The 13,756-nt window shown below is 54.6% G+C and carries 9 protein-coding genes and 1 pseudogene; 1 reads left to right on the top strand and 9 read right to left on the bottom strand.

The window, feature by feature from the left end; all coding sequences use genetic code 11:
* Positions 1-130 precede the first annotated feature (130 nt).
* Genes J3U88_RS35055 through J3U88_RS18260 form a run of 3 tightly spaced genes read right to left on the bottom strand, consistent with a single transcriptional unit; the run spans position 131 to position 4,406 of the window.
* Positions 131-904: a flagellar motor protein MotB gene (locus J3U88_RS35055; protein WP_207860378.1), complete on the bottom strand. Its 774-nt coding sequence runs from the start codon at positions 902-904 to the stop codon at positions 131-133.
* Positions 905-907: 3 nt separating this feature from the next.
* Positions 908-1,672: a motility protein A gene (locus J3U88_RS18265; RefSeq protein ID WP_207860377.1), complete on the bottom strand. Its 765-nt coding sequence runs from the start codon at positions 1,670-1,672 to the stop codon at positions 908-910.
* Positions 1,673-1,709: 37 nt separating this feature from the next.
* Positions 1,710-4,406 (bottom strand): HEAT repeat domain-containing protein, encoded by a 2,697-nt coding sequence (locus J3U88_RS18260; protein ID WP_207860376.1) that lies wholly within the window; start codon positions 4,404-4,406, stop codon positions 1,710-1,712.
* Positions 4,407-4,912: 506 nt separating this feature from the next.
* Here J3U88_RS18260 and pseB point away from each other — a divergent pair.
* Positions 4,913-5,917, top strand: a complete 1,005-nt coding sequence (gene pseB, locus J3U88_RS18255) for a UDP-N-acetylglucosamine 4,6-dehydratase (inverting) (protein ID WP_207860375.1) — start codon at positions 4,913-4,915, stop codon at positions 5,915-5,917.
* A gap of 25 nt (positions 5,918-5,942) precedes the next feature.
* Here the strand turns inward: pseB and J3U88_RS18250 are convergent.
* From J3U88_RS18250 to gcvA, 6 genes and pseudogenes are all read right to left on the bottom strand, one after another.
* Positions 5,943-6,161, bottom strand: a pseudogene (locus tag J3U88_RS18250) (tautomerase family protein); the annotation flags it as partial.
* A gap of 208 nt (positions 6,162-6,369) precedes the next feature.
* On the bottom strand, positions 6,370-7,212 hold the full coding sequence (locus J3U88_RS18245) for a phytanoyl-CoA dioxygenase family protein (protein ID WP_207860373.1): 843 nt from the start codon (positions 7,210-7,212) through the stop codon (positions 6,370-6,372).
* A 16-nt stretch (positions 7,213-7,228) separates the two neighbouring features.
* A complete protein-coding gene (locus J3U88_RS18240; protein WP_207860372.1) occupies positions 7,229-7,996 on the bottom strand; it encodes a TylF/MycF/NovP-related O-methyltransferase in 768 nt (255 codons plus the stop codon).
* 60 nt (positions 7,997-8,056) lie between these two features.
* Complete coding sequence (locus tag J3U88_RS18235) at positions 8,057-9,466, bottom strand: hypothetical protein (protein WP_207860371.1); 1,410 nt, start codon at positions 9,464-9,466, stop codon at positions 8,057-8,059.
* A 146-nt stretch (positions 9,467-9,612) separates the two neighbouring features.
* The gene (locus J3U88_RS18230; RefSeq protein WP_207860370.1) at positions 9,613-12,468 is read right to left on the bottom strand and encodes a TonB-dependent receptor; all 2,856 of its coding nucleotides are present in this window, start codon (positions 12,466-12,468) and stop codon (positions 9,613-9,615) included.
* A 345-nt stretch (positions 12,469-12,813) separates the two neighbouring features.
* On the bottom strand, positions 12,814-13,704 hold the full coding sequence (gcvA, locus tag J3U88_RS18225) for a transcriptional regulator GcvA (RefSeq protein WP_207860369.1): 891 nt from the start codon (positions 13,702-13,704) through the stop codon (positions 12,814-12,816).
* Positions 13,705-13,756 lie beyond the last annotated feature (52 nt).

The following is a 13,756-nucleotide window of genomic DNA, read 5'->3' as shown; positions in this document are numbered from 1 at the left end:
TGCCGGCCAGTGATCCACATCCTGCACTGCCTACTTGCCCTTGGGTCACCTTTTCGTTCACCTTTGGGGCACAACCCAAGTGGCACTGGCCTTCAGCGTGTTTGGTTTGTTGGATTCCAGTGCAAGCAGGTTATTGATCACCCGGCTTAATCTCGTTCCCGATATCGTCGTTATGGGCCTCGGCACCGGCGCGGAACTCGAACTCAACCCGACGGTTCCGCGCCTTTCCCTCGGTGAGGTCGTTGGTCTCACGTGGCCGTGCACCACCGTGGGACAAGGGCACCAACTTTTGGCGATCCACATTTTTCTGGCGCACCAGGTAATCCAGCACGCTCACCGCCCGCAAGGCACCCAATTCGTAGTTGCCGAGGTAATCGTCCGCTTCATTAAAACGGCTGTTTGCCGGCCCGTCGGTATCGGTGTGACCTTCGATAATAATGGTGCCGTCGAACTCGTTGGCCAAGTCGCCGATTTCGTCCAAAATCACACCCGCCCCTTCCCGAACGCGGTACTCACCCGATTCAAACAAGGCGTCGCCGTCCACCTTAATGCGCACCCAATCGGCACCGGCCTCCATCTCTACATCGGAGGAACTGTCGTCCATGCGCATCGCCGTGGCGCGTACGGTCACCAACACGGTCAACGCCGGCGGTAGCTGAATATGCTGCGCCACAATGGTTTGGCCGGCCGGAACCTGAGTATTGGGCACGCTGGCCATAATCCCGAAGGCTTCCTTCAGCGAACCGGCCATCTCACGGTATTTAATCACGTCGGTGGTCGAGAAACTGAGCAGCAAAACGAAGAAACACAGCAGCAACGACATCATGTCGCCAAAGGTAACAACCCACTTGGGTGCCCCCGCCTCGCATTTACATTCCTCCGCCGGGGCGGCTTCATCCGACACGGCTTACTCCCCGCCACCCTGGGTACGCTCAGCCGCGGGAAGAAAACCCATCAGCTTTTGCTCGGCAATGGCGGGGTGGTCGCCTTCAAGGATCGAATTGATCCCTTCAATGATGATTTCCATTTGCATCGACTCTTCACCGTCGTACCATTCCAACTTTCGCGCAATCGGCGCACACACGACGTTGGCGGCCAAAGCACCGTAAAGCGTGGTCAAGATGGCAACCGCCATCGCGGGACCAATCGCCGAGGGATCGGACAAGGTCGCCAGCATGTTGACCAAGCCGACCAGGGTGCCGATCATGCCGAAGGCGGGTGCCGAGTCCATAATGTACTTGAGCATGGAAATCGCGTTTTCGTGGCGTTTCCTGATGTAGGCCATTTCGCCCGAAAGGATCGCTTTGATGGTGGGCGGCTCGGTGCCGTCAACCGCCAAGGTGATGCCTTTTTTGAGAAACTCGTTTTCGATCTCGACATTTTCCAGCGCCAGCAAACTCTCTTTCCGCGCCTTCTGCGCCAACTCGACGATGAACTTAATGGTCTCTACCGCGTCGTAGTTTTTGATGAAAAAAGCCTTCGACATCACCGAAACCAAACTTTTACTGGCCTTTATAGGAAACGCCATCACCGGCGCACCAATACAACCCCCGCCGACAACGATCAGAAAGGACTGGGCATCGAGGAACATCAACGGAGAACCGCCCAAGGCGATGGCGATCGCAATCAAAATCATCGAAATGACAAGACCGACGACGGTGGCGATATCCATTAAAACTCCTTAGGGCACCCACAAACGGAAATACCGGTTAACTGATGATCGTTTCCTGTAACTGATCAAAAGGAAACGGCTTGTGGAAGATACGTTTCGGCTTAAGGGCGGCGGCCCGTTGCATGACCGAGGCCTCACGGTGGTTGGTCGAGAAAATGATCGCGATACGTGAACCGTATTCTTTGGTCACCCGCTCGATAAAACCAATGCCGTCGCAGGGTTCGGCGAAGGTAATTTCGCTAATGATGAGATCGGGAATTTCGGTTTGAATCATCGCCCAGGCAATATCGAGGTCGTCGGTATTCCGCGTGGTATAGTCTTGGGCCTCCAAAAACTTAACCACCCGTTTGCGCATAAAACCCGAACCTTCCAGGACCAGAACTTTACGGATACGCGTCAGATCGTTGATGTCAGTCAGTGACAATCCCATGCGCGACAAGGCGTCCAACAAGTTTGTTTTGGCTTGTTTGGGGACGTCCCGAACCCGTCCGGCCATTTCCTCAATGAGTTTGGGACTTTCCGTGTAACCGGCCAACTGGAATAACAGGTTCTGCTCGCGCCAGTTGGTTTCTGCCAATTCCAGCCCGGTCAGCACCAACTTCTCTATGTCACCCAAATTCTCTTCGCTGAGAATGAACTTGGCGTTATTTTCGAGGTAGTTGATGAGCTTTTCAAACACCGAAACCCGCGTTGTCGAACTTGGGTTGTCGTAGTTGCGGCAACGGTTCGACACTTCCTTCTGAAAATCGAGCATTTCTTTGAGGAAGAAGTAGTTGCGGTTCAGGGCCCGGCTGGAGTTCTCCACCAACTCCATTTCTTCCTTGTCCCAGGAAGACTGTTTGCGCAAGGCCGAGGCGGTTTCCTTATAAAGCTTGCGCAAGGCCTCGTAAAACTCGAGGTTGCGGCTGAGGATGGCGGCGCCGATGGGGTAGGCGTCCTCGCGCATGTTTTTGTCGCGCTCTTTAAACCAATCACCCAGGTTCTTAAGAATCATATCGTTACAGGAAACCGGCAACGACTTGTTCCAGGTACGGTAACTCTCTACCAACAACTGGACCGCGGTGAGCGATGTTTTTTTGTTGCGGCTGTGTTCGGCCGCTTTCTTGAGCATGGCCAGCGCTTCTTCACCACCGACCATGGCAATACTACGCAGCGAGGTTTCCACCAACATCGGCGATTTGGCATCGACCATCACGTCTTCAATCATCGGCAAAATGTCGGGATCGCCGAATTTGCCCAGTGCCGTAATCGCCTCAATGCGAATGATATCGCTTTGACCTTCCAACAAGCCGATCAAGTCTTGCTTAAAATCCTCGGCGCGAATTTCGCCGACAATACGAATCGCGGTCCGTCGTTCCTCCGGTTCACCGTTTTCCAGCATTTCGCGCAGCCGCGGCAGCACCGCCTTGGAACTGCCCAGTGACCGCATCGCCATCTCTTGGATGTCGAGAATTTCGTGGTTCATCGAGACTTTGAGGAAAAAGTCGGAAAATTCCAAATCCGTTTTGCGTTCCAGCGCGTTGAGCAGGCGTGTCATCCCCTCCAAATGGTGGGTTTGCAGCGTAGCCCCAAGCAATTCTTCATCCTCGGGCCGACAGAAAAAGGCACAGCCGTAGAGGCCCAGTTTTTCAATATCACCCTCGTGCTGGGTGATCAAACGGGTTAGCCAATCATGGACTTGGGGTCGCAGTTCATTGTCGGGCGGCAACTGACCACCAACTTTACCGATGCCGTAAGCCAGTTCAGCCAAAATTTGGCGGAACCGGGTTTGACGAATCCGCGATTCGCGCAGCGTATCCTCGTGGAATTTATTGGCATGGGCCACCTTGTTCTCGAGGATCATGATGCGGCTTTCGAGAAAATAACGCAGGCCGATGGGCTCGCCCAATGCAATGACATCGCTAACGGCCGCCTTGGCGCCGTCGTAATTGCGTTGTTCCAACAAACTTTCAACGGCACCGTTGGCATCTTGCTGTTCATCGCTCATGAGTTTGCCGGCATATTCCACCAACCGATCCAGCCGCTGGTCCTTGGCCGTCTGATCAAAACTCTCGGCGGTATCGATGAACTGGGCGTTGTCATGGAACAAGGTGTTGTAACGCGACAGAATTGCCAGGACCCGCTCAAGGTGCTCTGTTTTAGCCAGTTGTCCCAATACCCTGGCCCCTTCGCTGCGGGCCAAATCGTCGTAGGCGTCAAATTGGCTCATCACCTCTTCGACCACCTTGCTGTCGCCCATTTTGATCAGCACCTTGGCGGCATGGCGACAATGGCGGTGGTTCTTATTGCCCAAGGCCAAATGCTCGAGGTAATAGGTAACCGGCTCTTTTTCTTCCTGCTTGATTTTTTCGACCTCACGCTGCAGCAGCGAGGCGATGGTCGCATTGGGCTTGGATTTGGCGAGAAAGTGTAACTTCTGAATGGCGTCTTGGGTGCCAATGCGCACCAGCCCGGCGATACACTCTTTACACAGACCTACATCCGTCTCTTTTTCAATAACTTGGGCGAAATCCTCAAGAAAACTCTCGTCCTCGCGCTCCGCCAAACCGGATGCAAACACGGCCCGCATGGTGCGGTTCCCACTCCAATTCTTGAGCTGGCCGACCAGGAAGCGGTCGATCACCGGATCTTTATCTTTGGTGATCGCCTGAAACGCATCGCGAAAGTCGGACAAGCTGATATCGTTGAACTCGCTGATTAAGTTCTTTAAATCTTGGAGTTTTTGTTCTGACATAGATGCTCCGTCACCTTCCGTTACAGATAATTAAAAGAGCGCCGGCAATCGGTGAAAAAGGCCTTCGGTCCATGGGCTCCTTCGCCACAATGGAAGAGGCGCCCGGGACAACCTGGTTCGAACCGAACATCGCCCTTGCATGGCCGCGAGAATCTGCTGACAACCGGGGTTGGCCACGACATGGGTTATAGAGCCATTCGGTATTTCATTCCAATGAGTTGAGCAGGTTTCAAGTATACCTAATTTGGCGTACGAGGTTAAGCGCGGGAATCCGGCGAGTTCTAAGGGCGATTCAAACCGCGGAGCGTTTCAGTCCGACGATCTCTCATGGTAAGATGGTCCATTCTCCCGACTTAGCGCTTCGCTTCACGCGGCCTCGCCAAACCCGTTGCGGGTCATGGCAACAAGCCGCGCAACCAACGCAGCCTGTACACCGGCGGCGGGAACGCCGGCGGCGGGAGCCCGCCCGCTCGATACCTTAAAGCGCGGTTGGTTTCGGAGGTGTGATGGTGCCAGGCACCAAATTGGCCGACCCGGTCGAAAACAAAGTTGTATTGATTACCGGTGGAACCGGCAGTTTCGGCAGTGCCATGGTGCGCCATTTGCTTGCCCATCACCGACCCAAAACCATTCGCATCTTCTCCCGCGATGAACTGAAGCAATTCCACATGCGCAACCAGTTACAGGATGATCGGCTGCGGTTTTTCATTGGCGATGTACGCGATAAGGACCGCGTGCGCCGCGCCTGTGAAGGCGTCGACATCATGATCCACGCCGCCGCGCTCAAGCAAGTTCAAGCCTGTGAGTACAACCCTTTCGAGGCAATTAAAACCAACATTATCGGCAGCGTGAACCTCGTCGACGCCGCCATCGATTGCGGCGTTAAAAAGGCCGTCGCCTTGTCCACGGACAAAGCGGTAAGCCCGGTCAACCTCTACGGCGCCACCAAACTCTGCGCCGAGAAAGTATTTATTCACGGCAACAGTTACACCGGCCAGCGCGGCACCAAACTCGCCTGTTGCCGCTACGGCAATGTCATTGGCAGCCGCGGCAGCGTCATTCCGTTGTTTTTGAAGCAACGCGCCGAGGGCAGGCTAACCATCACCGACCGCCGCATGACGCGCTTTTGGATCACCCTCGATCAGGCGGTCCGCTTTGTCATTCAAGGATTGCGCACCATGGTCGGCGGCGAAATTTTCGTGCCCCAATTGCCAAGCATGCGCATCGTGGATTTGGCCAGAGCCATGGCGCCGAAAGCCGAGCTGGTGGAAATCGGCATCCGGCCCGGCGAAAAAATCCACGAGACCTTAATTATGGAAGAAGAGGTGCGCACGACCTACCGTCACAAGGATTTTTTCATCATTCTGCCGGAGTGGTTCTCAACCGAGGTCAAGCGATCTTATCCAAAGAAAAAACTGCCCGAAGATTTTGTGTACAACAGCGGCCAAGGCGAACATTGGGTGAGCGAGGCGGACTTGCACGCGATGATTCGCGAGGAGCCCTGGAAGTAAGCGGGCCGTCGGAATTAAACCAAGCTTAAGCGTCGGCCTTTTGCCCACGGCGCTTTTTCCAATCGTCGGTTAACATCCCCTCGTATCCCCAATTCTGCGCTTCAATTTCTTGCAGTACGATGTGGATATGTTCCGGCCTTTTGCCAAGCACGCGCACCAAGGTGTCCGTCATCTCGGCCACGATTTGTTGTTTCTGGGCACGCGTGGCGCCGGTCGTTATTTGGACATTAATGTAGGGCATGGTTTTTTGGGCTCCTTTAAGATCACACCGGCGTCAGCCGTGGATTTTTGATCAGTTTACCTTCGTTGCAGCAGCCCTGTCGATCACATCACCTCGCAAGTCCAAAATATTTATTATCAATTGGTTAAAAAAGAAAAATACACCATAAAAGAATCAAGCCTTGCGCTTGGGTCGAGTTGGCGAAGCGTAAAAAAACAGCACCGATGCAAGCTCATTCTTTTTCATCCTCAGAACGCCAGCTAATCGGTCGGTAATCCACGCCGCCGAGGTGCGAGAACCGAATTAAAATGGTGTAACGCACGCGGTTGTCACGGGTATTGAGGCCGGATCGATGCAACAGGTGGAAATGCTGAATGCCGAGGCCCCCGCGTTTCACGCTCAAACGAACCTCTTTGAAACGCGCCACGATATCGTCCGGGGCTCGGGTTCGGAAATGGCGCTGCTCCTCGGGGATCAGGTAGACACCCTCGTGCGGCAGTGCCCCCTCACGATGGCTACCTACACACACGTGAAGCGCCCCTTCCTCCGGGCCGCAATCGAACAATGGAATCCACACCACGATGCCGGTATCGGGGCTAACGTTGTAGCGGTAATAGCTGCTTTCCTGGTGAAAGGGTAAGCTGATTTTACGGGCCAAGGCTTCGTATTTACCGGGTAGGTCGACACGGAAAAACGGGGCGACCACACCGAGCTCCTCAACGGGACAGCCGATTGCCGAGGCCGCCAAGGCCGCGATTCGGGGATTGCCGACCACCCGGTAGAAGGCGAAACTGTTGAGCGCGGCGTCGACGACGTATTGTTCCAAGCGCGGGCTGAGCTGATACAGCCTGATCAATCCTTCGTGAAGCAACCGTTCGTCATCAAACCGGCACGCATCAAATGCCCGCCGCTCGGCTTCCGGTAAGCAGGTGGCGGCATGACGGATTAAACCGCGCAGCGTCGTCTCAAAGGCGTTAAGATCCTCGGCCGGCACGCTGTTCGGACAATGCACATAACCCAGTTCCTCGAAACGGCGACAAGCGGCCTCGCCCAGCGAAGAGATGTCGGCAGCCATCCGGTGCTCCTTCAGTCTATTCACCGACCACGGCATAACACATGTTCGCCGAAATCGGTAACTTCCTCAGTCGTACATTGGGCAACCCCAGGGTTTCCATAACGGCGAGGGTTTCCCCAGGATAATCGCGATGGTTCAATTCGTCGAAACAAATGACCGCACCTTTGGCGAGGCGGTTTTTAAGCAGATGCAAGGTGTCGTAGGTGGCTTGATACAAATCCATATCCAAATACAGCAACCCAACCACCGTAGCAGGGTGAGCAGTCAAAAAGGCGGGCAAGCTTTGACTAATGTCACCTTTCACCAGCTCGACCTTGGGGATGTGTCCGATCGGCCGATTCATATCGAACAGGCTAATCGCCTTCTGCAACAGTTCGTAGGTATCAAACGCCAGACCACCTTCCTGCAAATGGGCCGCTTTGCTGGTGCGATCCTTCTCGCTAATGCCCTGGAATCCGGAAAATGTATCGAAACCCACCACGCGACGGGTATAACAGAAAGGTTCGTGGATGGCGCAAAAATGGGCAAAGGCCATCAGTCCTTGTCCCGAGCCCACGCCGCACTCAAAAATATCGCCCGGCACGTCCTGTACCAGCTTAAAGATCTCGTAGCGCTCTAAAAAGCTGGTAATCACTTGGCGCGGGGCGTAAGCGGCGAAGCTTCGACTTTTGGTGAACGGGGACTGGCCACTGTTTTCGCAGAAATCAATAAGCTGGTCGTAAAAGGTCATTTGGTTGGCGGTATTGCGTGTCGCCTCAATGTTCTTGAGATCTTTTTCGGCCATGGGGACCTCGCTTTGTCAGGGGGCTGGATGAGCTATGCTATCACGTTAACACGCTTTGACTTAACGCGGACTTGGTGTGATCCGGCCGGCGGCGTCATTGCGGTAAACACCCACGCCCATTTTTGAAAAAACCCTTGCCCACACATCCCATTCCTCGGCAGGCACGATGCGGCGGCTGTCCCAGCGGGGGTGTTCCGTTTCGTAAGCCGGTACCACCACGTAGGAAGCGTTATCGGGCTGGATATGACGAACTCGGTAAGACAAAGAACTGCTTGCCGAGATCACCACTGATTGCCGAACCGACATGAACTCAAAAGGAACCAAAGCGCTAAAGTAAACAACCGGCCGCTTTGCGGTATAGCGTTCAAAGGGTTCATCAGCAAGGAGGGGCAACTGCCGCCGTTGGTCGCCGTCCCAATCCCTTCCCTCCGCCAGGAAGCGGATATCGTCGTCTGTTACCCGGATCATTGGAACCGACCCCGTCCTCGGCTCAGAGGAATTTCCCGTAACCAGCCATAAGCCGATCCCAGCCTCGGCTCCCGCGGCCTCCTCGCAAAGCCTCACCGAAACCTCGGGAACCATTTCCGCCAAAGCATCTCCTAATGAGGAAGCATGCGGCCCGATGATCCCAACCGAGCCGGCACGCCGCACCATGGCGACCAAGGGAAGAACTTCCGCTTCGCGGTACCAGAAACTAAATGGGTGGAGTGTCGCCCAATAAAGGTCACAGGCTTTGCGGGAAACCTGTTCGTTGAAATCGATAAAGAGGGAGACATCGCCTCGTAAGTTGGGGCTTGTCACCACGGTGTCTTCCAAAACGGGACCGGGCAAGACAGCGCCGGGGAAATCAAAGAGCTCAGCGACATGAATCTGCCGCGAGAACGAGCGTTGAATGAGTTCGGGATGGAACAGCGAAAAGTAAAAACGTTCGCGGACCACCCGCGGTGGTTCAAGCGAGAAATAACCATGATAAGGCGTATCGGTGAAACGGCTACCGGCATATACGTCCTTTAGTTGGAACCGCTCCGGTGCCTCGGCCACCAAATAATCGAACAAACCGTCTTCCAGCTCGCAGAGGCGGCAATTCGGCTCGGTTTCCAAAACCGTTTCAACCACCATCTTCACCAAAGGCGAATAACGCAGTTGGTAGCCGAACACCCAATCCACCGCGCCCAGTTCCCGCGCCCAAGACCGGATTTCAGCCAAGGTACCGTCCAAGAAGCCCTTTTTTTCAAAATCGACCCGCTCACGCACCAACTGGTGATAATCCATAAAATAAACACGTTCCGCCCATCGGGTGTAGGGCGTGCGATTCCAATGGGGCATGGCCCGCGAGTCGTAGATGATGAGTAAATCGCCAACCACCGCCCTCGCGGCGGCTTGGAAAAACTGATAACGCTTGTGGTAATAAACCAGGTTGTCGTAATGGATATGGTATACAAACAAGGCGTTTTCGAATACGCGACTCAATCCAGCTCCCCCCGATAAGTTCACCGCAACGGTGGATTTTAACCCTATCGGCGCGCCATGCTTTTTCGCCAGCCTCAGCCGGCAAAGAAAAACGCACGGCCTCACCAACCAAGCCGTGCGTTCCTCATTGACAGAACTGTTTTCGGTTAGAATCGTGAGCGCAAACCCACGTTGTAACGCGGTTCCTGATCGGCATAAAGCAAGAACTGGTTTTCGAAGCGACCATGGGCTTTCATGGGCTCACCGGTTACATTTAGGCCTTCCAGAAAGGCACTCAGGTCGCCGCCTGGCAAAATGTCGAAACCGAAACGCAGATCCCATTGACCGTATTCTTCGATGAAAACCGGCTCGTCTGCTTGCCGCAGCTGGTTGGTCGACAACAAAAACGCATCGCGCCAGTTGTAGGCCGCACGAATTTTAAGCCGTTCCTTTTCATAGAACACCACCAGGTTGGCGGAATCGCTTAAACCGGTTAAGGCCACGGTTTGGCCCAAGGCGAAGGTATCGTATGCCACATCGCCGTCAACCAAGGTGTAGTTGAGCTGGGCACCAAATCCCGTCTCTTGGAAAATATGCTGCAGGGCGATTTCCCAGCCGTCGACCGAGGCCGATTCGCCGTTGGCAAAACTGAGAATGTCCCAGGTGATCACCTGATCATCAGGGCCGCCGACGGTGTTCGCCGGGAAAAGGGGATCGTCTTGCGGGTTGGGATCCGTCAGTTCATAACCCAAGTCACCGACAATGGTTCCCTGGGTAATGCTGCTCACGATGTAGTTGTCGACCCATTTGCGGAAGTAGGTCAATGCCGCATAACTGCCGTTGCGGTAGTAGTATTCCAACGCCAGATCGATGTTGTCGGAGAGATAAGGCTCCAGGCCCGGGTTACCTTGAGAGGCGTTGTAGGGACCGCCGGGACGGGCATCGCCCAACAGCAACGCCGGTTTCATGCTGTTGAGGTCGGGACGGGCCAGCGAACGACCGTAGGACAAACGCGTTATCAAATTTTTATTAAGGGACAAGTTGGCGTTAAAGCTGGGCAGGAACACATCGTAATCGGATTCCAACGAATAGGCGGTCCGCTCCTCGGAGAAACGCGCGCGAAACTCGGTGGGGCTGATATAGACCATCGCCTCGGGATTGTTTTGTAGGGTCGTGCCGGTAACGTCGGTACGTTCGTAGCGGGCGCCCGCGAGAATTTTTAGGGGCTTGTTCCCGATTTTGGTATCAAAATCGAACTGGACATACACCGAGGTGGTTTCCTCGCTCACCCGGTGCTGGTTGGTATTCACCAGATCAAACACCGAATTCAAACCGTTAACCAAATCATTAAAAATGCCCCGCGCATTAAAGGTGAGGGTGGTTGGGAAGACCTGTTGAAACGCGGTGTTTTGGCGTGTCACAAACCCGGCACAATCCAAGCAAGCGGGTTGGCCTTGAACGCCGAGATCGAACAACCAAGCGGTATCGATTTGGTAATCAGTCATCGCCGCTCCGAAATCAATGGTGCGCAGGGCCGTGTCGCCGAGGTTTACCCATTGACCGGAAAATTGCGCCTGTTTCACCTCGTTTTTCGCGGACACGTTGCGCAACAAATCAATGTTGGGCCGCAAGCCGGCGGCATCGTCGTAACCGTCGGTAAGCGAGGGATTCAGCACACCCACGCCACTGTCGTTTATGGTGGCGGTGGGCACGTCACCGCCGTCGAAATTGACCGTGGTGGAAACACCCAGCGGACCGGAAAGGATCACCAGGAAATCACTGCTCACCCCGTCGGGCTGGGCCTCGGAAGACGCGTCGTGAAGATCCAGGGTGAAATTGAGGTTATCGGCAACTTGCCAATCGAAATTCAAACCGATGGCTTCGTTTTCGGTTTTAACAATGTCGCTGTAACCCTGAAAGTCGAGGGCGCCCAAGTTGGAGGTGGGATCACTCTGAATGGTGGGGTTGATGACCGTACCGTGGCGATCCGCGACGCCGGAGGGGTTGGGACTTTCAAACCAAATCCCAGTTTGCGCACGTTCAATCGTGTCCTCGTATTCCGACATCGTGTAATCAACCGTGGCCTTAAAACGCGTGGTCGGAGCAAATTGCAATACCGCTTGTCCGTTGAATCGGGTGCGTTCGTGATCGCTTTGATCCACCACCAGGTTGCGTGGCAGCCAAACCTGCCTGGTCGGATTCAGCGCCGGGTCAATCGCGGAGGTATCGATATTGGCATCACCCACGCGCAACCAACCATCGGTGGCAACAAAATTTTCGCGACTATCACGAGATGAGTAGGAACCCGTTACCATGGCCCCAACCTTACCGTCAAAAAATAGGTCACTGGCGAGAAACGAAATTTCGGGGGTCAGGTCTTCACCCTCGGCATTGGATTGATCCATCATTCCCTTGAAGGAACCTACCAAGGTGCGTTTACCCAATTCAAACGGCCGGGCCGTGTTGACATCAACCGTCGCACCAATCCCGCCGGTGGTTACACTCGCGCGGGTACTTTTGTAAACTTTGACGCCGGCAATCGAATCGGGTGAAATTTCTGCGAAGTTAAAAGCACGGCTTTGTTCGGCGGTGCTGTCGCCTTCTTGTTTTTGGGTCGCCGCCGCGGGCATTTGTCGCCCGTTGAGCAGGACCAGGTTGAAACTGGGGCCAAAACCGCGCACCGAAACTTGGTTACCCTCGTTGTTGCGGCGATCAATGGAAACGCCGGGAATACGTTGCATGGATTCGGCCAGGTTGGTATCGGGAAATCGACCGATCCCCTCGGCGGTGATGGCGTCGACCACGCCCACTTCTAGTTGTTTGATTTCAGCGGCGGTGGTGAGTGAACGGCGAATCCCCACGATCTCCATTGCTTCGTCGACGTGAATTTCAGAATCCTCGTCGGAAGCGCTGTTTTCCTGGGTGGTGGTTGTTTGCTCGGGTTCCTGGGCCATAACGTTGAGAACGAAACCGGCACAGGTCGCAAGGCAGAGCAAGACACATAAAATCAATGGATGTCTCATTTGACCCCTCGTGACATAGACAAAATAAGCGCTGACACCATGGCCGACAAGGTATCGGGGGCGAAACAGAACAAAAAACCCAATTGATGTTAGCGTTACCATTTAACGTAATCGGTACACATGATGCTGTCAAGCCATTAGCCGGCGGTTTTTTGGTGCGCAACAGCGCTCCGGCCGGCGTGCTTCACGCACTCCCAGGGGACACCGACCACATAAAACATGATGCTCCAAATAGATACATCGCCAGACCCGGAGAAAACGACCATAACGACGACAGGTCATATTTACGTACTCAAAAAAAACCACCAATGTTTGCGCTCACAATCTACCCAAAACCCGCTAAGGTTAGACGTCCGCTTCCTGTAACAGCCATTCGCGAAACGCCGCAATCTTGGGATGGTGGTAACGTTCCGCGGCACAAACCACGTAATAAGCGGTGCGCGAGGGAAACGCAATGTCGAAAGGCTGAACCAACCGACCCGCGGCGACATCGGCCCCGACCAAGTTGGAGCGACCGAGGGCGACCCCTAAGCCGTCGAGCGCGGCCTGGAACATCACGTTAAAATCGTTAAAAAAAGTACAGCGCTCAAAAGAAACTTGATCGGCACCCGCCATCTTCAACCAACCCAACCAAATGTCGCGGGTCATCATACTCAGCAAGGGGTAGCGGGCGAGATCATTCGGTTCCTGTAAGGGTTTGTTTTTCTCCAGCAAACCAGGCGCACACACCGGAACCCAGTCAAAAGTCATCAGCAAATCGGCGCGCAAACCCGGCCAAAAACCCTCGCCAAGGCGAATGCCCAGGTCCATATCTTCGCGCGAAAAATCAACGGACCGAAACGAGGCATCCACCAACACATCAATCCCCGGCCGGCTTTTGTAAAAACGGTCGAGCCGCGGTACCAACCAGTGAACGGCAAAAGAGGGAATCAAGGTTACCCGCAGGGGACCCTCACGACCGCGGCGCTTGAGCTGCGACGAACCCTCGGCCAATTGCCGCAGCGGTTGTTGCACCACGCGAAAGTAGAAATGGCCTTCCTCGGTGAGTTCCAGACCACGCGCCAACCGGTTAAAGAGGCGCACCTCGAAATAGTCCTCAAGCTGCTTAACCTGACGGCTAACAGCGCCCGGCGTCACAAAAAGTTCTTGGGCCGCCGCGGTAAAGCTGAGGTGGCGCGCGGCCACCTCAAAAACGCGCACGGCTAATAAAGGGGGCAACGCGTAGCCGGCTTCCATGGCACACCAACCTCTTGCAAAGCATTCGCATGGTATTGGAGATTAGCTTAAC

Origin of the sequence: Acanthopleuribacter pedis (assembly GCF_017377855.1) — a bacterium.
GTDB classification, from domain to species: Bacteria; Acidobacteriota; Holophagae; order Acanthopleuribacterales; family Acanthopleuribacteraceae; genus Acanthopleuribacter; species Acanthopleuribacter pedis.
This window is presented reverse-complemented; position numbering and strand designations above follow the sequence as displayed.